A 20,514-nucleotide genomic window follows, 5' to 3' on the forward strand; every position below is an offset into this window, starting at 1 on the left:
TCCTAAAATTGAAAATCATCATCATCCTCAAAATCATTCATTGAAGACCCCGATAAATTCTGTTTGTCAGAAATATCGAACGCAGCACCAGGATCGATTGTCGTCTTAATTTTATCAAAACCACTTGGGGCATCTTGTTGGCCAAAATTAGAGGATTGATAACCGTAACCACTTCCAAATAAATCAAGATCGGCAAATTTTGCAATATTTTTATAGAACGACATTCTTACGTCTGCGGTAGCTCCATTTCGGTGTTTAGCTATAATAAGTTCCGCCTGATTTTCTGTGGATGTTTCGCCGCCATCTTCATCATTATCCCAGGTTGCAATTTTATAATATTCAGGTCGGAAAATAAATGACACAATATCGGCATCTTGTTCAATCGCTCCAGATTCCCGAAGATCGGAAAGCATTGGGCGTTTTCCTGGACGCGTTTCCACACTTCTGGAAAGTTGTGAAAGTGCTACTACAGGAACATTCAGTTCTTTCGCAATGGCTTTCAAAGATCTTGAAATCATGGCGATTTCCTGTTCCCGATTTCCTGCACCACCTTTTCCGGAGTTTGCAGTCATTAATTGCAGATAATCGACCATGATGATTTTTACGCCGTGTTGCATCACCAATCTTCGGCATTTCGCGCGGAAGTCAAAGACAGAAAGTGATGGCGTTTCATCAATATATAAGGGTGCATTTTCCAAAGCTGAAACGTTGGAAAACAAGCGCTGCCATTCTTCATCAGACATTTGTCCTTTTCGTAATTTATCGGAAGAAATTCCTGTTTCCGAGGCAATCATTCGGGTGATCAATTGTACGGACGCCATTTCCAGAGAAAATAAGGCCAAAGGAATATTATGTTCCACCGCAATATTTCTCGCCATAGAAAGCAGAAACGCTGTTTTTCCCATGGCCGGACGTGCCGCAATAATGATTAAATCTGAATTTTGCCAACCACCAGTTTCTTTATCGATATCTTTAAATCCTGAGGGAATACCAGATATTCCTTCTTTATCTTTTAAAGCTTTAATGGTTTCAATGGCCTGCGTTACCAAAGTATTCGCCGTATCAAAACCTTTTTTAATGGTTCCGTTTGTGATTTCAAAGAAAGATTGTTCCGCTTTATCCAACAGTTCGAAAACATCGGTTGATTCTTTGTAAGAGCTGTCGATAACATTTGCGGATACATTTATTAAACTTCTTAAAATAAATTTCTCCAAAATAACCCGAACGTGATATTCGATATGTGCACTGGACGAAACGCCCATTGTTAAATCAATAATATAATGATCGCCACCTGCAAAAGCCAATTTCTCAGTTTTTTTAAGTTCCTGAATGACCGTCATTAAATCGACTGGGTGATTGCCTTCAAATAACTTGACAATTGCACGGAAAATCTCCTGATGACGCGGGTCATAAAATACATCTGGCGTGAGTAAATCGATGGAGAAATCGAGACCTTTCTTATCAATTAGAAAAGTACCGATGACGAGTTTCTCGAATTCTATAGCATTTGGGGGCATTTTTCCGTCGGAAATAGAAAGTTCTTTCGCAAAGTTTCCGTGGATTAAAGATGATAATGTTTCCTTCTGGGTCATGTGACAAAGATAGTTTTTTTAAGGTTTTGAGCGGATGATTTAATTAACATTCATCAAAAGTATCTACTTAATAAATTGGTAATCAATTATATATAATGTGGATAAGTCGGGAAGAAGCGAGGTTTTAATTCTAGCCCGGATCGCAATGGATCCCGAAAATTCGGGAGTAATGAAGAGCCGGACGGTACTCGGAAGAAGATAAAATCTTGTTGCTCCTGAAAAAATTAATAATTCATTTTTCTTAGTTTAGGAACCGTGGATCCAACTAAAATTGCAATTAAAACAGTCATTGTTCCTCCAAATATAACGGATCGAACGACGCCAAGAAGTTTTGCGGCGACGCCACTTTCAAACTGTCCCATTTCGTTGCTCGACATGATGAAAATGGAATTCACACTGAGAACGCGACCCCGAATATGGTCTGGTGTTTTAAGTTGTACAATCGTTCCACGAATTACGACCGAAATTCCGTCTAACATTCCGCTTGCAACAAGTAGGAAAAAGGAAAGCCAGTATAATTTCGACAAGCCAAAACCGATGATACACAAGCCAAATCCTGCAACGGCAACCAAAAGAATTTTGCCCTGATTTTTAGTAAGCGGCACAAAGGCCAGCGTCATAATGATGCACATAGAACCAATATCTGAGGCGGCGTTTAGAAGCCCAAATCCTTCCGAACCAACATTTAAAATATCGGTGGCGAATACAGGGATCATGGCGACTGCACCGCCAAAGAGTACCGCAAACATATCCAGACAGAGTGCTCCTAAAATTTCTTTGGTTTTATAAATGTAAGCCAAGCCTTCCTTCATACTTTTTACAACACCCATTGTTCGGTCAATATTTTCAGATGGATGTTTTTTTACAAACCAAAAAAAGAGGGAAGCGACGACCATCAGGCCTACGACGACTAAAATAGTTCCAGAGATGTCAATCCAGTGAATTAGAAATCCGCCGAGCGCGTGCCCGGAAACTGACGCCGTAAGAAAAGTCGCTTGATTTAAAGTGATGGCATTGGGAAGATTTTCCCGCGAAACAATTTTGGGAATCATTGAGGGTACGATCGGACCGATGAAAGCCCGGCAAAATCCGGTGCAAAAAATAATGGCGTAGATGAAATAGGAAATCTGAAGATTGGTCAAGTGTAAAAAGCTGCTGCCAAAAAATGCTGGAATTGCCAATAAACCGATCAGAAAAACATACACATAATTACAGATGAGTAAAAGCCGTTTTTTCTCAGAATTGTCGATAACATGGCCGGCGTATAATGCCGTAGAAACTGCAGGAATAACTTCTGATAAACCGATTAATCCAATGGCGAAAGGATCTTTGGTTAATTTGTAAATCCACCAACCCATCAAAGTTGCCAGCATTCGAAAGGACAAAACCAAGAAAAACCTTCCCGTCATGAGGTTTCGAAATTCTGGGATTTTTAAGGTTTGAATGGGTTTTAGAGAAATCATTTTGCAAAAGTATATTTTACCAGCGAAATTTTAACATTGTTAAAAGAGACATTTTAAAAATTGATTTAAAAATTTATCTTTGAAAAATGAACTGGATAATACTCATCATCGGTGGTTTATTTGAAACCGGATTTGCCTTGTGTCTTGGAAAAGCACAAGAAACCACGGGAAAAGAGAGTTATTTCTGGTGGGCCGGATTTGCGATCTCACTTTTTCTGAGCATGTTCTTACTGTACAAAGCGATTTCTGTGGGAGCGCAGCCAATCCCAATTGGAACTGCTTACGCGGTTTGGACGGGAATTGGTGCAGTAGGTGCAGTTGTTACCGGAATTTTAATTTTTAATGAGTTTGCAACTTTTTGGCGAATGTTTTTTGCATTTACTCTAATCGCCTCCGTTATTGGCTTAAAAGCGGTGTCAAATTAAAATTATTTTTTCAGATTTTCCAGGAAATCACCAATTTTACGGTCGTTCGCCAAACGCGGAATTTTGTTCTGACCGCCTAATTTCCCTTCTGATTTCGCATAATCTTGAAAAGCGTTTTTCTTTAAATTGGTGATCATTAAAGGTTGTAATATTTTCCCAGCGACTAAATCATCGTAATAGGAATTTCTTTTTCGCATTTCTTCATCCAGCATAATTCTGAAACTTTCCAGATTTTCTGGTTCTTTTTCAAACTCGATGAACCATTCATGATACGGCAAACCTTGAGCGGGATTCACTTGTGGAGCCAAATGAAACTCCGTAATATGCGCCGGGAATTTCTCCACCGTAGCTTTCAAGGCTTCTTCCACTTCAAAAGCGATCACATGTTCACCAAATGCCGACGTAAAATGTTTCGTTCTTCCAGAAACTAAAATACGATACGGATCTTTAGAAATAAACCGGATCACATCACCGATGGAATATGCCCAAAGTCCAGAATTTGTCGTTAAAATCAAAGCATAATCTTTGTGAAGTTCAATTTCTTTTAGTGTCAATCTTTTTGCCTCAGGTTTCCCGTATTCTTCTAAAGGAATAAATTCATAGAAAATTCCGTGATTGGTTAGAAGCAATAAACCTTCTTTTTCAAAATCGTCCTGAAAAGCAAAAAATCCTTCACTTGCCGGAAAAGTTTGCAACGTATCAACTTTTTTACCCAAAAGCTCATTCATTTTTTCCCGGTAAGGCTCGTAATTGACACCTCCCGTAATAATCAGATGAAGATTGGGGAAAAGTTCGGTAATTTTTTTTCCGTTGCGCTCAATCAATTTTTCAAAATACATAATTAACCACGGTGGAATCCCGGAAATTAAGGTCATGTTTTCTTTTTCGGTTTCCTTCACGATCGCGTCCACTTTATTTTCCCAGTCTTCGATAAGATTGGTTTCTAAACTTGGCAAGCGGTTCTTTTGTAAATAAGTTGGAATGTGATGCGCCACAATCCCGGAAAGACGGCCCGTTTTAATACCGAAAATTTCTTCTAATTTGGGACTTCCCTGGAGGAAAATCATTTTTCCATTTACAAAATCAGCGTTGTTCTTTTGTGCGATATAATGAAAAATTGCACTTTGCGCGGCAGCAATTTGAAAGGGCATTCCTTCTTTAGAAATGGGAATGTATTTAGCGCCGGAAGTCGTCCCGGAAGTTTTTGCAAAATATTCTGGTGTTTCTATCCATAAAATATTACGTTGGCCCTTCTTGACTTTTTCGATGTAAGGTTTTAAATCTTCGTAATCTGCAACAGGCACTTTTGACTGGAAATCTGAAATGTTTTTAATGGTTTCAAATTGGTGATGACGGCCAAATAAAGTTTTTTCTGCGGTGGCAACCAAAGAAAGTAATAATTTCTCCTGATCAGCTACCGCATTTTTTTTAAAGGATCGCGTTCCTTTAACGTGATTTTTGGCCCAGAATAAGGCAATGTTTTTCTTAATGAAATTAACCATGATACAAATTTAAAAGAAAATATAAAACCTTTTAAAATAATACGCAGAACTTCGGAGATTAAAAATCAAATGATGACCTACCTTGAAAGTAGATAAATTTAATTTGTTGAGGATGTGATATTAAGGTGTTCAAATAGGAGCTCAAAATATTTCATTAAATTTGCAAAGTCAAGTACGATTTCGGAATAGTCCCGAAATCGCTTTTTCGTTTTTATTTAGTCTTCATTTTCCTCAGAAATATTTATGCAGTTAAAAAAAATTACCGAAACATTTCTACCCCAATTGCTACATTTAGGCTTTGGCAAAGAACTTTTCACCCAACTCGATCAGAATAAACATTTAGCAGTAAAATCATTTGCAGGTTCTTCGCCGGCAGTTTTTGCGGCTGAATTATTTTTGATCAAGAAAAAATCTATTCTTTTTTTGACAGATGATAAAGAAGATGCCTTGTACATCACGTCGGAATTAGAAGATTTGCTGGACAAGGAAAATGTGTTGTACTTTCCGCCAACGCATTTAGAACCTTATCAAATTGAGAAAACGCAAAATGCCAATCTGGTATTGCGAACAGAGGTTCTCAACAGAATTCACAACGATAAAAAACCACGTGTAATGGTGGCGCCTTTTGCTTCGCTCGCTGAGAAAGTGATGAAGAAAGAGGATTTTAAAGCCATTTCGCACACCATAAAAACTGGCGATCATCTTGATTTTGATTTTACGGAAGAATTGCTTCATCAGTTTAATTTTAATCATACAGATTTTGTTTCAGAACCTGGGGAGTTTTCTGTGAGAGGTGGAATCGTAGATGTTTTTTCATATTCTAATGAAGAACCGTATCGAATTACTTTTTTCGGAAATGAAGTGGAGAGTATCAAAACTTTTGATATCGAGACGCAACTTTCGAAAGAGAAAATTAAGGAATTTCAATTGGTTTCGAACATGAATTTTTCAGCGATTGGTAAAAAGGTATCCTTATTTGATCTCGCACCGAAAGATTTAGTTGTAGTGTCGAAAAATGCTTTTATGGGCTTTAATTTTATTAAAAGTTTCTATGAAAAGGCAGAAGAAAAGTTTGGAACTTTAAACACGGATATTCGGCATCAACCGCCGGAGGAGCTCTTTGTTTCTGCTGACGACTTCTCGAAAGACATTCACAAATTTGAATGGATCGATTTTACGTTACAGGAAGTGAAGGGCAGCGATGCAACCATTATTCAATTAAATCAGACGCCACAACCCAGTTTTCATAAAAAATTTGATCTGCTGCAGGAAGATCTGGAAGAAAAACAAAATGATGGTTTTGAAACCTGGATTTCTTTTTCTACCGACAAACAGAAGGAACGATTAGAATCAATTTTTGAAGAACTGGAAAAAAATGTTCCCTTTAAATCTTTTAAATCAGAATTGCACGAAGGTTTTATTGATTTTGATCACAAAATTTCCGTTTATACCGATCACCAGATTTTTGACCGTTATCAAAGGTTTAAAGCCAAAAACTCATTTGCCAAATCCGAACAGATTACGCTGAAAGATTTGATGCAGATGAAAGTCGGCGATTATATTGCGCATATTGATCACGGAATTGGGAAGTTCATGGGGTTGGTGAAAGTAAATAACAACGGCAAGATCCAAGAATGTTTTAAACTCGTTTATAAAAATGGAGATTTACTGTATGTAAGTATTCATTCATTAAATAAAATTTCAAAATATAATGGTCCGGACGGGCGAGAAATCGTCTTGTCAAAACTCGGTTCGCCCGCCTGGAAATCATTAAAACAGAAAACCAAAGCGAAAGTAAAACAGATTGCTTTTGATTTAATTCGACTGTATGCAGAGCGGAAAACGGCGAAAGGTTTTGCTTTTACCCCAGATTCTTACTTGCAAAATGAGCTGGAAGCCAGCTTTATTTATGAAGATACGCCTGATCAGGAAAAAGCGACGGTCGACGTAAAGGCCGATATGGAAAACGATAACGTAATGGATCGTCTGATTTGCGGCGATGTAGGTTTCGGGAAAACAGAAATTGCAATTAGAGCAGCATTTAAAGCTGCAACCGACGGGAAGCAAACCGCGATTTTAGTGCCGACAACCATTTTGGCTTTTCAACATTTTCGAAGTTTTACAGAACGATTGAAAGATTTTCCGGTGACGATTTCTTACATGAACCGATTCCGCTCCGCGAAACAAAAGGCGGAAACATTGGAAGGTTTGAAGTCTGGGAAAATCGATATTGTAATTGGAACGCATCAATTGGTCGGAAGTTCCGTGAAATTTAAAGATCTGGGACTTTTAATTATCGATGAAGAGCATAAATTTGGAGTTTCAGTTAAAGACAAATTAAAAACCATTAAAAGTAACGTCGATACTTTAACATTAACTGCGACGCCGATTCCGAGGACCTTGCAATTTTCATTAATGGCAGCTCGGGATTTGTCAGTCATAAAAACACCGCCGCCAAATCGTCAACCTGTTGATACGCAGATTGTCGGTTTTGATGAAGAAATGATTCGTGATGCGATTTCATATGAACTTCAACGGGACGGACAGGTTTATTTCATTAATAATAGAATCGAAAACCTGAAAGATATTGCTGGTTTAATTCAGCGCTTAGTTCCTGATGCTAAAGTAATTACAGGACACGGACAGATGGACGGAAAGCAACTAGAGCGAAATGTCTTGGATTTTATGGAAGGGAAATATGATGTTTTGGTTTCTACAACGATTATCGAAAGTGGAGTAGATGTGCCGAATGCGAATACGATATTTATCAATGATGCTCAACGTTTTGGGATGGCAGATATTCATCAGATGCGCGGTCGCGTCGGACGAAGTAATCGAAAAGCATTCTGTTTTCTGATTACGCCACCGTTTGATATGGTGACTCCAGATGCGCGAAAAAGACTGGAAGCAATTGAGCAGTTTTCAGACCTGGGAAGTGGTTTTCAGATTGCGATGAAGGATTTAGAGATTCGAGGTGCTGGTGATCTATTGGGCGGCGAACAAAGTGGTTTCATTAATGAAATGGGCTTTGACACCTACCAAAAAATCATGCAGGAAGCTTTGGAAGAATTGCAAAATGATGAGGAATTCGAAGATTTATTTGATAATGAAGAAGACCGTAAAAAACTCTTTAAATCAACGAAAGAAGTCAATATTGATACTGATTTAGAATTGATGTTGCCGGATTCTTATGTTCAAAGTATTGAAGAGCGGTTGTCATTATATCAAAAGTTGGCAGAAATTGAGAATAAAGAGGATCTGCGAAAATTAGAACTTGAATTAGTTGACCGATTTGGTGCTTTACCGTCAGAAGCGATTAACCTTTTAAAATCTGTAGAATTAAAATGGATCGCTGCTGAAATTGGATTTGATAAAATAGTGGTGAAAAACGGCGTTTTTCTCGGATATTTTCCACCAAATCCTCAAGACAAGTTCTATCAAAGTGATAAATTCCGACATATTATTTCCTACTTATCCAAGAATCCTAAAGAGGCGACATTAAAGGAGAAAGCCAGCAAAGAGGGAAATCAACTCATGATGCGCAAAGAAAATGTGCAGAATGTAGATGAGGTGAACGCAGTTTTGGAAAGGATTTTAGGAAAGAATCTATAAATTAATTTTTCATGTATTTTTACGATCAAATAAATATCAGAAATATTACATTGAATTTGTATGAAGTATCTTATTGTAGGCTTAGGAAATAAAGGGGAAGAGTATGCGGAAACCCGTCATAATGTCGGTTTTAAAGTTGCAGAGAAAATTGCAGAAACTATTGAAGCACCTTTTAAATCATCCAACTTTGGTTTGCTGGCGGAAGGAAAATACAAAGGCCGAAAAGTATTTATTTTAAAACCAGATACTTATATGAATTTATCTGGAAATGCCGTACGTTTTTGGATGCAGAAGGAAAATATCCCCATCGATAATATAATGATCGTTACAGACGATCTTTCTTTGCCCTTCGGAACATTAAGAATGAAAATGAAAGGCTCTGATGCTGGTCATAATGGATTAAAAAGCATTCAAGAACAATTGCAAACTCAAAATTATCCGCGGTTAAGATTTGGGATTTCTGCAGAATTTAAAGAAGGCCAACAGGTCGATTACGTTTTGGGAAAATGGGAAGGAGAGGAAAAAGAAAAACTTCCTGAACGAATCGAGAAGTTTTCTAAGGCGTGTTTGTCTTTTGTTTTTGCCGGAATACAAAATGCGATGACGGCTTTTAATGGAAAGTAAAGCGCAACCTTAAATCAATATTTATATTAATCGCTCTTCGTAAGCGATTTTTTTTTATTTTCAATTTTTCACAAAGAAAAGCCCTTTTCTACTGCTTAAATAACGTTATTGATAAACATAATTGCAATAACACTAAATTCATTTAATTATCAAAAAAACAAGGATATGTTTTTTTTATTCGTAATTATTTATATATTTGCTGACTTTGTTATTCAAAATTGTTCAAAGTAAACTGTTTATACATTAAATTTAACTTCTTAATTCTTAAATTATTTATGAAAAAATCAAACTTTAAACTGGCATTTGTAGGCGCTATGACATTAGCTGTGGTGAGCTGTACAACAGATGCGGATCGATTAAATTCGGAAGTAGCTGCTGATAATTATTCAAAAGTTGCGGCAAATACTGCAGCGTTCGGGGAAACGGACGGAATTTTAATAAAATTTAAAGAAGGAACTGCCGAGAGCAAAAAACAAGATGTTTTTGCGAAAATAGGAGGTAAAGTAAATGAGAAAGTTCTTACCAAAATGATGGAGAGAAAAGGACAGAAAGAGGCAGTGAATGTTGTAAGTGTTTCGATCAACGCATTCGAGGCAATTACCAAGGTAAAAGGAATGGCTGGTGTAGAATATGTTGAGCCTAATTACATTTACCAGCATCAGGTTATGTCAAATGATACTTATTATACCAATGGTTCTTTGTGGGGAATGTACGGCGCAAATACGTCGCCCGCTAACCAATACGGAACAAACGCTGCGGCGCAGTGGGCTGGTGGCAGTACAGGATCAAATACAGTTTATATCGGAATTATTGACGAAGGTTATATGTACTCCCACGAAGATATTGCTCCGAATGCAGGAGTAAATCCAGGTGAGGTTGCCGGAAATGGCGTTGATGATGATGGTAATGGTTTGGTAGATGACGTTTACGGCTATGATTTCGCAAATAACGATTCTTCAGTATTTGACGATGCGAACGATGATCACGGAACTCACGTTGCTGGAACGATCGGTGCAGTAGGAGGAAACGGAAAAGGAGTAGCGGGTGTTGTATGGAATGTAAAACTTCTAAGCGCGAAATTCCTTGGAAGAAGAGGGGGAAATACAGCAGATGCTATTAAAGCAGTTGATTATTTCACTGATTTAAAACTAAGACACGGTTTGAATATCGTAGCTACCAACAATTCTTGGGGCGGTGGCGGATTTTCTCAGGCACTTTTCGAAGCGATTGAGAGAGCTAATCAAGCAGGAATTCTATTCGTAGCAGCTGCTGGAAATGACGGTTCAAATAATGATACCACAACAACGGGTTATCCTTCTAAATATACCAACGATAACATTATCAGTGTGGCATCGATCACGAATACAGGTGCACTTTCAAGCTTCTCAAACTACGGAGCTACCACTTGTGATATCGCAGCACCAGGATCAGGAATCTGGTCTACGGTTCCTAAATCTTCTAAAGGAAAAATGCTTTCAGCATATGCAAGTTACAACGGAACTTCTATGGCGACCCCGCATGTAACTGGAGCAGTAGCATTATATGCTTCAAAACATCCAGGAGCAAATGGAAGTCAGATTAAAGCAGCAATTCTTTCTTCTGCAACAGCTACCGCTTCTTGCGCAGGTAAAATGGTTACAGGTGGAAGACTGAATGTGACTAGTTTCTAATTTAAAAAGAACAAATTAAAATAATAGCCGGGACGTAACGTTCCGGCTATTTTTATATTATGCTATTGAAAAGTGATGATATCCTTTTATTTTAAATTCTGATTATTTTTCCGACTCATCACCCAATTTGAAGCCGTGAGGTTGTAAATTTTCTGAATGTCTTTCAGTATGCTTTCAAAATCAATTTCCAGATCGATGATTTTTCCGGACTTCATATCGAAAACCCAACCATGTACAATAGGATACTCGTCAATCAAATATTCCTCTTGAACACACGCCATTTTGATAACATTGATGCATTGCTCCTGAACATTTAGTTCTACCAATCGGTCGTAGCGTTTTTGTTCATCCTCAATTGCATCTAATTCAGCCTGATGCAAACGATAAACATCACGAATTGTTCTTAGCCACGGATTTAGAAGACCCATATCTTCCGGCGTCATCGCAGCTTTAATTCCACCACAACCATAATGGCCACACACAATGATATGCTTCACTTGTAGATGTTCCACGGCATATTGAATTACAGCGGTAGAACTCATATCTAAAGTATTCACCACATTCGCAATATTGCGGTGAACAAAGAGTTCGCCCGGCTTCATTCCCATCATTTCCTCGGCAGAAACCCGACTATCTGAACAGCCGATGTAGAGATATTCCGGAGTTTGGGTCGCCGAAAGGGTTTTAAAAAAATCTGGATTTTCAACCAGTTGGGCTTCCAGCCATTTTTTGTTATTTTCAAAAATACGTTCGTAGGATTTTTTCATGCCGTAAAAATTTGGATGTGAGTTTTAAAATTTTCTGAAAATTTGAATTTTAGAGCAGTAAAAATAAGGGCTAAAAATTAAATATAGCAAGTTTGAGAATACTATTTTCTGGAAATTTTAATCTATTTTGTGGTTGATATAACCACGAGTTGCATTTTCATTAGGGCTAAAAGTTGCGGGATTTCCCACCACTACAGAATTATCTGGGACGTCAAAATTCACATAAGCATTCGGTGCAATTAAAACGTTATTTCCAATTTTAATGCTTCCCACAATGACAGCGTTGGGACCAATCCAGACTTCATTTCCAAGTTCCGGAACTCCTTCATTTTTGCCTCGATTCGCCTGAGCGATGGTTACACCTTGCGCAATATTGCAATTTTTACCGATCTTCGTTTTGGGATTAATAACCAATGCTCCCCAATGTCCTAAATAAAAACCTTCGCCAATTTGGGTTTCAGGATAGATCTGAAAACCATATTTTATTTGATAATGACGCAGAATTATACGCAACAATTTTCCCAGGAAAGTATTTTTCGGATGTTTCTGTGTCGTGCGTAGAAGATAAATGAAATGCAAATTTGGGCTGAAACATTTTTTCCACATCTGAAAGGTGGAAAGCCACTGTCCGCTTTCGCGATAAAAATCTTTTTGAAGGGTGGAATGATCAGACATAGAAGCAAAGATAAAATAAAAGAAGTTTATAGATCATCAATAATTTTTATGATGGTGCTCACTGAATTTTTCAGATTAAAGGGCATTTTGTAATCCTCTAAATTTTGCTCGTAGTCTTTAAAACTTTCAGCATTTTGGAGTGCTTGTTTCATTCCCTCATAAATTCCTGCTTCGGAATTTTCTACAATTAACCCCAGCTTACCATCTACCAGCATTTCCCGCACGCCGGAAACATCGGTGGCAATAATTTTCTTTTTTAAAGTTAGGGCTTCAAACAAAACCGTGGGAAAACCTTCATATCTGGAACTTAAAATATAGAAATCTGCTTTTTTAAAATAAGGATAAGGATTATCGATAAAACCTAATAGAGTCGCGGTTTCTGAGACTTCTAATTCTTCTTTCAAGCGTTTGATATTCTCAAAATCGTAGCCGTCTCCAAGAATCAATATTTTATGCTCAAGACCTTCATCTAAAAGTTGCTTGTGAACTTTCAGCAACCGATCAAAACCTTTTTGAGGAAAAACTGTTCCCACTGATACAAACACAGCAACTTCGTTCTTAAGATTCTCAACTTCCAACTTCTGACTTCCAACTTCCGACTTTAGCAAAATTTCCTCCGTGTCTAAAGGATTATATATTCTGACAATTTTCTGTTTTTCCTTTTCGTTAATGGCTAATATTTTGAAATCCTTTTCAATCTTTTCTGAGATAACCATAATTTTATCAAAGCCGAAAAATTTGCGAAATTCCTCCTCAGTGTAATTATGGAATTCTGTTTTCTTTAAATCATTATGGATCCAAACGATTTTTTTTGACAATTTTAAAGGAGAATTTAAGATTTCATCCCTCATTCCATGGATGGCTGCAAACTCGATATCATATTTTTTCTCTTTTAAAATAAATTGATAAAGAAGGCTAGGAAACATTTTCAAAATCTTTTGATATAAAACACGAAATGCCTTAACAGGTAAATCCTGCAGACGATTGGTTGTAATCATTTCGCCTTTGTTCAGATACAAAACATTAATCCAACTCGGAATTTCAGCCAGATATTTACCTGAATATAAATTCAATAAAAGATCGATTTCATATTTGTCTTTGGGTAAATTTTGCAGAAAAGTCACCAAAACTTTTTCCGCGCCGCCATGGCGCAAAGAACCGATTCTGATGAGGATTTTCTTTTTCAAAAGATTGTGTTTCTACAAAGATAATAAAGCGGGTCAGTTGAGAGAAGTTATCCGTATATTTAATTTTATAATTGCATTACATGGAAGAACGTATTAAAAATATCACTAAAATGGAAATCATTCTGAATCACACTGATGAACTTATTTCCGGAATGGAAAAATTACTCAAAAAGTGGGAGCAGAATCAGCAAGATTTCGACGAACTGATGAATTATTACACCAGTGAAGAAAGAGGAAAAGATCTTGAAGATGACCGTTTAAAAAACATACCGCAAGATTTACCACGCGGTGTTTTAAGTGAGGATGCCGTTTTCGATACTTATGGGAACAGAAAAGATCTTTGTATAAAAATGATCAAACTGGGTGTAGCGGGTTTGGAGTGACTTACGGACTATTTATCATCCTGTTTTGAACCTCCTTTTTTAGCAACTTATTTTACTGGTTTATACGTATGAGGAAGGTTTTCTTTAATATATGCATCCAAATTACCACGGGTTTTTTCTAATTCCCTTGGATATAAAACATTATTAATCAATGCTTTATCACCATATTCTTCAATCGTGCAAATAAATTTTGCGGGAACTCCGGCAAAAACAGAATTTGACGGAGTGGAGGAGTTTAAGACTGATCCTGCTCCTAAAATGCAATTATCGCCCATTTCGACGCCGGGAAGAATGGTGCAATTGTTTCCGATAAAGCAATTTTTACCAATTTTAATTCGGCCGAAATTTCTAGCGTCACGATATTTTTCCATCGATCGAATCACGTACATTGCGCCATCATGATTGATGAAAGTACAATTGGCCGTAATTTTTGTGCGATCTCCGATTTCAATCAAATAGGGTTCTGAACCAAATTTTGGTGCCTCGATAAAAATCACATCTTTGCCTACTTTTAAGCCGCGCGATTTGCATATTTCAATATAGGCTTTGTCGCGAAACTCCTGAAAAATAGCGTGTATTTTTAGAACGATTCTGTAGAGAAAATCCATTATGTCGTTTTTGCTAAATTAAGAATGATTTTTTCAACCTCATTGAATATTTTCTGATTGTCAAATTTTTCTTCGATTCCGACGAGATTTTCTTTCAATTCTGAAATTAAGGATTTATTAGTCAGAAATTCTTTCATCGACGCATACATTTCGTCGAAATCATAATCGATGAGGTAACCCGTTTTTTTATGTTCAATCATTAGTGCAACATCACCCACATTGGTTGCAATAATTGGTTTTTGTAAAATCAGTGCTTCGGCGATGACTAAAGGCCAGGCTTCAGATTCGGAGGGCATAATGAAAAAATCTGCATTTTTAATATAGGCGTACGGATTCATTTTATTACCCGCAAAAGTAAATGTTTTTTCAACTCGTAAGGAATTTTGTTGAGCCAAAAGATTAGGAAGTTCTTCACCGTCACCGATAATTAATATCGAATGTTCAAAGCCGTCTTTTAAAAGTTGGGCATGAACTTCCAGGAGTTTGTGATAGCCTTTACGGGTGTGCAATCTTCCAACGGATACAAATAAGGGGCATTTCGGCAAATCTGTAATCTTCTCGGTAGCTTTCTCTTTAATTTCTTCAATAGGAATTGCGTTGATAATCACGCTTTCTTTTGGATAATGAAGATTTGGATAATCTTCGTGCATCATCTCTTTAATTTTCTCGGAACAATAAACCATATGATCAAATTGTGGAAAATGTTCTAAAATTTTCGGCACCAAAACCTGCAGTTTCGGATGATCAATTTCGGAATGAAACCAGCCAATTTTTTTTGAATTTTTCTGAGTTGAATTTAAAACGGGTTCGAAATCATTGTACGTCATTCCGATTTCGATATCATAGGAATCTCTCAGATAATTGTCGTCAATGAGTTTTGGATTTCTTCTTAATTTTTCAAGTTTTATTCTTCGGAATAGAAGCTGAGTTTTTTGAAGATATTTATTCTCAGAAAAACTTTCTTTTCCGTTTGCTAAAACAACTTTTCTTACATGAGTGGGAATTTCATTTCTTAATTCACCCTGGTCAATACTTAAAAGCACTGTTAAATCAAATAAATCCCGATTAAGATTATTCAGCAAGCTGAGCATTACTTTTTCTACGCCGCCCATTTCCATCGACCGGTGGCGGAAGAGAATTTTTATTTTCTTAGTTGACATCGGCGCCCAAATTTTGATATTGATTTTTGAATTCAGCGACCCATTTTCTAAATTCCTCCACCGAAATTTTATCTCCTATAAATTCCTCGAAATAACTGAGCGTAAAATCGTTTGGGAAGTTTTCAGATGAATCAAAATCACCTTTAAACCAAGCCTCATTTATCAAATGGTTAAAAAGATTCACGTCGAAATCATAGCCATATTCGTGGTAAGAATTCGTCGCAGAAGATTGGAAAGTTGTTTTCATCGCCTCATTTTTTAACCTCGAAATAAAGTTCGGGTTTTTGCGGTTTTTTTTATAAAAAACAGAAGAATTAATCAACTGTCTTTTTTCATCTACTTTTCCGTTCATTCCTTTCCATATTTCTAACCAATATTCTTTTTTATAAAGGCCCATTAAAATGGAATTTAAAGCCCAATATTTTTCTCTTGTTCGATTGTCTACGAGTCCGAGTTTATAGAGTAAAGTGTAGAATTTGAAATGATTTTTAAAAAATGCATTCATTACTTTTTCATTGCTCAAGAATAATTTATGAGGTAAAGTTGCGTCAATTTGATCGGTTAAAGGTTTTATATGGAGGTATTCATCATCTCCAAAATTCCCTAACCACCCTAATTTTAAAAGGTGAATGTCAAACTTAAGACAATCTTGGGATAATTGGTTAAGATCCACATCTTTTGTAAACCAAACGTCGTCTTCTATGATGATAAAATAGTCGGAAGCATTTTGGGCCGCTTCTATCCACAAGTTAATGGGAATTTGAAAGCCATTAATTTCGGTGCCTTTCTTGAGGTTTTCCTTAATCGCTTCTGTTTTCTCCTCGTAAGCGGCAGATTTCAAAATTTCGATTTGAGGAAATCTTGCTTCAATTTTATCTAAGTATTTCTTCGGAGTTCCATCGTCTAATATTTTAATATTAAAATCTCCGGAAACGAATGTATAAATCGAAGTTAAGCAACGATCCAGATAGAAAGGGCGATTAAAGGATTTTATGAGAATATCCATTTATTTTAAAGTTAATTTTAAAATGTATGGAAGAATCGATTTCGGTATTTTCAAATAATTTTTATAAATATTAAATCGTGTATCAGTGGGATAACTATTTTTCGCTTTATCTAAGATGATTGTCAAATCCTCATATTGTTGATATTTCAAAGCAACGTTGCTGGCAAATAGAAGATCTTCTGCTTTGCTTCTAAAGTCTATATCTAATATTTTCAAAAGATTTTCAGGCTCAAAAAGATCGTATGAATCACTTCCACTTTTTTTCTGCTCTTGAAAAAACTGCCTTGCTTTTTCGACAAATAGCCACTTGATAAGTTTATTGTCTTTTCGGGAAATCGAATCGCCTAGAATTCTATACCTCAGCAAAGGCTCTTCTATGTTCGCAAATTGATATTTTTGGATCATTAATCTAAAATAGAAATCATAATCTTCGCAGTACAACATTTTTTCGCGATATAACAAATCGGTCGAATTTCTAAACATAATTACCGGGTGAAACAATGAAATATTTTTAAACATTCGCTTTTGAATTTCGATGTTGTTGAGTGGCGCTCGCAGTAATTTAGTATTCGAGTTATGTTCGTTGACACATTGAACTTGACTTCCGACTAAAAATATTTCTGTGTTTTTCTCAAGAAAGTCGATTTGTTTTTGAAAACGCTCTGGAACTGAAATATCATCTGCGTCCATTCGCGCAATATACTTACCTGTCGCCTTTTTCAAACCAATATTGAGATTTTGAATAAAGCCGCTCGGTCCTTTATTTTTCTCTTTATTAATGATGATAATCCTTGAATCCCGTCGTTTATATTCTTCTAAAATTTCGGGAGTTTTATCTGTAGAAGCGTCTTCAATAATGAGAAATTCGAAATTAGTGTAGGTCTGGTTTAAAATTGATTCTACTGCTTCTCGTAGAAATTTTTCTCCGTTATAAACAGACATTATCACCGAGATTTTCGCAGCGTTGGTCATCGGATAATGTTAGAATATTTGATATCAACTTCCTGTTTTAGTTTCACGATACTGTTAGCAGGAATGTCTTTATAGACCAAAACTCCGGCACCGACAATTACATGATCGCCAATGGTAACCCCTTTCAATACGGTAACATTGCTGCCTAACCAACAGTTTCTGCCAATTTTAATTGGGGCGGTATTAAATTTTTGATGTTCCACAATAAATTCTGGATCCGTAGAATATTGATGATTATGATCGTACAATTTCACGCCTTCACCAAACAATGTATCGTCTCCGATTTCAATTCTTTCTAAACAATTAATTGAACAATAATTATTTAAAAAGACACCATTTCCCATAACAAGTTCGGCCTCTTTTCCGACCAATAAATTGATGTAATTGCGGAGATTTATTTTGTTGTTAAACCTTACCGTTTTTAATTCTGGATTAAAAATGAAAGTGCAGAAATCACCAAATTTAAAATTAATGCCGATTTCGATATTGCGATGATCGTGAAGAATCCCTAAATTTTTACTTTTCAAAATCCTCAAAAAAACCTTTGAAAACAATTTCATTTCTTCCTTTTAATGTGTTTAACAAATATAGCGTTTTCAGTTAATATTAAGTATTTTTACGGCATTATACCTATTTGATGAATCCTTTGGTTACTGTTTCTATTCCGCTCTATAAATGTGAAGATTTTTTACGGGCGTGCCTGGAATCTGTTCGTCTACAAACTTATCTAAATATTGAAGTAACGTTAATCAACGATGAAACGCCAGACAATAGTGTTGAAATCGCAGAGCAGTTTATTAAGGATCATAACCTGCAAAATTGGAAAATTTACCATCTGGAAAAAAACGCTGGTTTGTCGGTGGTTCGAAACAAAGGAATTGATACTGCCAAAGGAAAATATCTTTTTTTTCTAGACAGCGACGATACGATTACGCCCGATTGTATTTCAATCTTGGTTGAAATTTCGGAGAAAACAGGCGCGGAAATGACCATGTCTCAACTGGAATGTGAACAATTGGAAACAGGCGAGAAATCAATTTGCATTAAAATTCAGTCCGACAAGGAAATTATTGTAGGAAATGAGGAGATTTTAGAAGATTTTGCAAATTCTGAATTGGTTACCTACGCTGTAAACAAACTTTTTTTGGTGGATTTTATTCGTAAAAACAAAATTTATTTTATACCGGGATTATTTGCGCAAGATGAATTGTGGACATTTCATCTCGTTTTGAAATTAGATAAAATCGCTATTTATAAAGGGATAACGTACACGTATTTTCTTCACAGTAAATCTGTAATTCATAATAGAAACAAGCGCAATTTCGACAATTGGTTTACGATTGGGAAATATATTGATGAAGCTTTAAACGAAGAGAAAAATAAATATCGAAAAAAATTAATTCTGAAATATCTTATCAATTATAAATCGCTCACACTTCTCATGAACTGGAAAGCGCAGAAAAATGCAGTTTTGTGGAAGGAAAGTTATCGGAATTATAAAACCCTTTCCAGTTTATCGCTGTTTCATTATTTTTCAAAAGATTTTTCAACTTCCTTAAAAAAGACCAATTTATTTATTCAACTTCCCACCAATTTGGGATTTAAATTTTTTAAATGGCGGTATAACAGGTAATTGATAAATGTTTAGAAGAAACTTCGAATTGTGTTTTAAAGATTTCTAATTTAATTTCTGGAGTACTTTTCGAATTTTCAGAATATTTTTTTCGTTGCTCATTATATCTAAATAATCCTTTTTAATCCTTTTCGCATATTTATTCAAAACATCTTGATTGTCATGTAAATAAATAATCGCCTGAGCCATTTCATCGATATCTCGATTTATAAACATGCCATTAATTCCATCTTGAATTACCATCGATGGTAATCCAATAAATGTTGATATCGAAGGGATATTAGAAAGACTTGCTTCACAAAACATCGTAGGAGCGCCATCACCACTGGAGGCGATTACGGCCAAATCTACATCATTATAAAACTCGATCATTTCTTCGTAAGATGCATTGAAGGAGGTTTTAAGTCGAATTTTTCTACCGGTTTGCAATACTTTCTGGACGGCCGGTTCTATAATTTCAAAAAAACCTTTAACAGGGCGGTTCGGGTTTCCAGTCCAACCTAAAGTGAATAGGTCGCTTTTAGTTTTAATTTGTCCGAAACATTCTTCTTTATAAATTCCAAGCGCAAACTCTAATCGATCGGTGTAATCGCTGTATGCGCGAATAAGATTGTCATTGGCGAGTAGCAGAAAATCGTAATGTTTTAAATATTGTTCAAAAAATTCAGCGCGTGAAAGTGAATTAACATTAGTTTTGGTTTTGATGTCGTATTCTGGGCCAAGATGTGGGAAACAATCGTTAAAGATCCCAACCAAATTCTTACGTCCGGTAAAGGGAATTTCAGCGATGTATTGAAAAAAATACGCCATAGAAACCACGTAATCAAAATTGAGAATTTCGAGGTGTTTGGTTTCATCAATAAACGGCGTTACAAATGGTTTGGTATACTTTGGATATGAATAATTTCCAGAAGAATGAATGACCTGAACTTTTTTATTTTGGGGAGAAAATAAGCGATAAAATTGGAAACGGATTTTGGAAATGAAGTTTAAAGCAAATTTTTTAAAAGAGCTTATTTCCGTAAGTTCTTTGATGCGGTAAACATCATTGCAAACGTAGTAACAATCATATTCGTCTGCTAATTTTAGCGACCAAGATTTTACCATAAAATAGAAAGCCCAATCTTTTATATCAACTTCAAAAAGTATTTTTTTCTTCATCTAATGAAATTATTGGTAAAGTTACATTTTTTAGTAATAGTCGCACATTGCAGAAGATATTATTAAACTTTGAG

At 36.1% G+C, this 20,514-nt stretch carries 18 protein-coding genes; 6 read left to right on the forward strand and 12 right to left on the reverse strand.

The annotated features are described in order from the left end of the window. Positions 1-2 precede the first annotated feature (2 nt). Positions 3-1,592 (reverse strand): replicative DNA helicase, encoded by a 1,590-nt coding sequence (dnaB, locus tag LC814_RS09900; protein ID WP_226063771.1) that lies wholly within the window; start codon positions 1,590-1,592, stop codon positions 3-5. A gap of 224 nt (positions 1,593-1,816) precedes the next feature. Beyond that, the gene (locus LC814_RS09905) at positions 1,817-3,055 is read right to left on the reverse strand and encodes an MFS transporter (RefSeq protein WP_226063772.1); all 1,239 of its coding nucleotides are present in this window, start codon (positions 3,053-3,055) and stop codon (positions 1,817-1,819) included. Between the two features lie 86 nt (positions 3,056-3,141). On the opposite strand from LC814_RS09905, the gene LC814_RS09910 reads away from it, so the two are divergent. After that, a complete protein-coding gene (locus tag LC814_RS09910; protein WP_226063773.1) occupies positions 3,142-3,480 on the forward strand; it encodes a DMT family transporter in 339 nt (112 codons plus the stop codon). 2 nt (positions 3,481-3,482) lie between these two features. Here the strand turns inward: LC814_RS09910 and LC814_RS09915 are convergent, their stop codons facing one another. Then, the gene (locus LC814_RS09915; protein WP_226063774.1) at positions 3,483-4,982 is read right to left on the reverse strand and encodes a GH3 auxin-responsive promoter family protein; all 1,500 of its coding nucleotides are present in this window, start codon (positions 4,980-4,982) and stop codon (positions 3,483-3,485) included. A gap of 243 nt (positions 4,983-5,225) precedes the next feature. Here LC814_RS09915 and mfd point away from each other — a divergent pair, with 243 nt between their 5' ends. The 3 genes from mfd to LC814_RS09930 all read left to right on the forward strand — a co-directional run bounded on the left by mfd (position 5,226) and on the right by LC814_RS09930 (position 10,888). Next, positions 5,226-8,594 carry a transcription-repair coupling factor gene (gene mfd, locus LC814_RS09920; protein ID WP_226063775.1) on the forward strand — a complete coding sequence of 1,123 codons (3,369 nt, stop codon included), beginning with the start codon at positions 5,226-5,228 and terminating at the stop codon, positions 8,592-8,594. Between the two features lie 60 nt (positions 8,595-8,654). Further along, a complete protein-coding gene (pth, locus tag LC814_RS09925; protein WP_226063776.1) occupies positions 8,655-9,218 on the forward strand; it encodes an aminoacyl-tRNA hydrolase in 564 nt (187 codons plus the stop codon). A gap of 275 nt (positions 9,219-9,493) precedes the next feature. Continuing rightward, on the forward strand, positions 9,494-10,888 hold the full coding sequence (locus tag LC814_RS09930) for a S8 family peptidase (protein WP_226063777.1): 1,395 nt from the start codon (positions 9,494-9,496) through the stop codon (positions 10,886-10,888). An 86-nt stretch (positions 10,889-10,974) separates the two neighbouring features. Here the strand turns inward: LC814_RS09930 and LC814_RS09935 are convergent, their stop codons facing one another. The 3 genes from LC814_RS09935 to LC814_RS09945 form a co-directional block, all read right to left on the reverse strand. Beyond that, on the reverse strand, positions 10,975-11,655 hold the full coding sequence (locus LC814_RS09935) for a carbonic anhydrase (protein ID WP_226063778.1): 681 nt from the start codon (positions 11,653-11,655) through the stop codon (positions 10,975-10,977). A gap of 117 nt (positions 11,656-11,772) precedes the next feature. Next, complete coding sequence (locus LC814_RS09940; RefSeq protein ID WP_226063779.1) at positions 11,773-12,330, reverse strand: serine acetyltransferase; 558 nt, start codon at positions 12,328-12,330, stop codon at positions 11,773-11,775. A gap of 26 nt (positions 12,331-12,356) precedes the next feature. Next, complete coding sequence (locus LC814_RS09945) at positions 12,357-13,517, reverse strand: glycosyltransferase (protein WP_226063780.1); 1,161 nt, start codon at positions 13,515-13,517, stop codon at positions 12,357-12,359. A gap of 80 nt (positions 13,518-13,597) precedes the next feature. Here LC814_RS09945 and LC814_RS09950 point away from each other — a divergent pair, with 80 nt between their 5' ends. Then, on the forward strand, positions 13,598-13,900 hold the full coding sequence (locus tag LC814_RS09950) for a DUF4298 domain-containing protein (RefSeq protein WP_226063781.1): 303 nt from the start codon (positions 13,598-13,600) through the stop codon (positions 13,898-13,900). Positions 13,901-13,947: 47 nt separating this feature from the next. Here LC814_RS09950 and LC814_RS09955 read toward each other — a convergent pair whose 3' ends face one another. From LC814_RS09955 to LC814_RS09975, 5 genes are read right to left on the reverse strand one after another with little or no spacing between them, the layout of a single operon-like run. Further along, on the reverse strand, positions 13,948-14,508 hold the full coding sequence (locus LC814_RS09955) for an acyltransferase (protein WP_226063782.1): 561 nt from the start codon (positions 14,506-14,508) through the stop codon (positions 13,948-13,950). Further along, complete coding sequence (locus LC814_RS09960) at positions 14,508-15,668, reverse strand: glycosyltransferase (RefSeq protein ID WP_226063783.1); 1,161 nt, start codon at positions 15,666-15,668, stop codon at positions 14,508-14,510. Before LC814_RS09960 ends, LC814_RS09955 begins: the two co-directional genes overlap by 1 nt. After that, a complete protein-coding gene (locus tag LC814_RS09965; protein ID WP_226063784.1) occupies positions 15,658-16,674 on the reverse strand; it encodes a glycosyltransferase family protein in 1,017 nt (338 codons plus the stop codon). Before LC814_RS09965 ends, LC814_RS09960 begins: the two co-directional genes overlap by 11 nt. After that, entirely contained in the window at positions 16,675-17,616 is a 942-nt protein-coding gene (locus LC814_RS09970) for a glycosyltransferase family 2 protein (protein ID WP_262903708.1), read from the reverse strand. It abuts the gene before it with no gap. A gap of 26 nt (positions 17,617-17,642) precedes the next feature. Further along, a complete protein-coding gene (locus tag LC814_RS09975) occupies positions 17,643-18,206 on the reverse strand; it encodes an acyltransferase (protein WP_226063786.1) in 564 nt (187 codons plus the stop codon). Positions 18,207-18,283: 77 nt separating this feature from the next. Here LC814_RS09975 and LC814_RS09980 point away from each other — a divergent pair, with 77 nt between their 5' ends. After that, positions 18,284-19,279, forward strand: coding sequence for a glycosyltransferase (locus LC814_RS09980; protein ID WP_226063787.1), 996 nt, complete (start codon positions 18,284-18,286; stop codon positions 19,277-19,279). A 45-nt stretch (positions 19,280-19,324) separates the two neighbouring features. Here LC814_RS09980 and LC814_RS09985 read toward each other — a convergent pair whose 3' ends face one another. Further along, positions 19,325-20,440: a glycosyltransferase gene (locus LC814_RS09985; RefSeq protein ID WP_226063788.1), complete on the reverse strand. Its 1,116-nt coding sequence runs from the start codon at positions 20,438-20,440 to the stop codon at positions 19,325-19,327. Positions 20,441-20,514 lie beyond the last annotated feature (74 nt).

It is taken from the genome of Kaistella polysaccharea (assembly GCF_020410745.1).
GTDB classification, from domain to species: domain Bacteria; phylum Bacteroidota; class Bacteroidia; order Flavobacteriales; family Weeksellaceae; genus Kaistella; species Kaistella polysaccharea.

Excerpts from the sequence above, each read along its gene's own strand:
- LC814_RS09975 (WP_226063786.1), bottom strand. The coding sequence starts at position 18,206 with ATGAAATTGTTTTCAAAGGTTTTTTTGAGGATTTTGAAAAGTAAAAAT.
- LC814_RS09960 (WP_226063783.1), bottom strand. The coding sequence starts at position 15,668 with ATGTCAACTAAGAAAATAAAAATTCTCTTCCGCCACCGGTCGATGGAA.
- LC814_RS09910 (WP_226063773.1), top strand. The coding sequence starts at position 3,142 with ATGAACTGGATAATACTCATCATCGGTGGTTTATTTGAAACCGGATTT.
- LC814_RS09940 (WP_226063779.1), bottom strand. The coding sequence starts at position 12,330 with ATGTCTGATCATTCCACCCTTCAAAAAGATTTTTATCGCGAAAGCGGA.
- LC814_RS09965 (WP_226063784.1), bottom strand. The coding sequence starts at position 16,674 with ATGGATATTCTCATAAAATCCTTTAATCGCCCTTTCTATCTGGATCGT.
- mfd (WP_226063775.1), top strand. The coding sequence starts at position 5,226 with ATGCAGTTAAAAAAAATTACCGAAACATTTCTACCCCAATTGCTACAT.
- pth (WP_226063776.1), top strand. The coding sequence starts at position 8,655 with ATGAAGTATCTTATTGTAGGCTTAGGAAATAAAGGGGAAGAGTATGCG.
- dnaB (WP_226063771.1), bottom strand. The coding sequence starts at position 1,592 with ATGACCCAGAAGGAAACATTATCATCTTTAATCCACGGAAACTTTGCG.
- LC814_RS09955 (WP_226063782.1), bottom strand. The coding sequence starts at position 14,508 with ATGGATTTTCTCTACAGAATCGTTCTAAAAATACACGCTATTTTTCAG.
- LC814_RS09950 (WP_226063781.1), top strand. The coding sequence starts at position 13,598 with ATGGAAGAACGTATTAAAAATATCACTAAAATGGAAATCATTCTGAAT.
- LC814_RS09935 (WP_226063778.1), bottom strand. The coding sequence starts at position 11,655 with ATGAAAAAATCCTACGAACGTATTTTTGAAAATAACAAAAAATGGCTG.
- LC814_RS09970 (WP_262903708.1), bottom strand. The coding sequence starts at position 17,616 with ATGTCTGTTTATAACGGAGAAAAATTTCTACGAGAAGCAGTAGAATCA.
- LC814_RS09905 (WP_226063772.1), bottom strand. The coding sequence starts at position 3,055 with ATGATTTCTCTAAAACCCATTCAAACCTTAAAAATCCCAGAATTTCGA.
- LC814_RS09980 (WP_226063787.1), top strand. The coding sequence starts at position 18,284 with ATGAATCCTTTGGTTACTGTTTCTATTCCGCTCTATAAATGTGAAGAT.
- LC814_RS09930 (WP_226063777.1), top strand. The coding sequence starts at position 9,494 with ATGAAAAAATCAAACTTTAAACTGGCATTTGTAGGCGCTATGACATTA.
- LC814_RS09985 (WP_226063788.1), bottom strand. The coding sequence starts at position 20,440 with ATGAAGAAAAAAATACTTTTTGAAGTTGATATAAAAGATTGGGCTTTC.
- LC814_RS09915 (WP_226063774.1), bottom strand. The coding sequence starts at position 4,982 with ATGGTTAATTTCATTAAGAAAAACATTGCCTTATTCTGGGCCAAAAAT.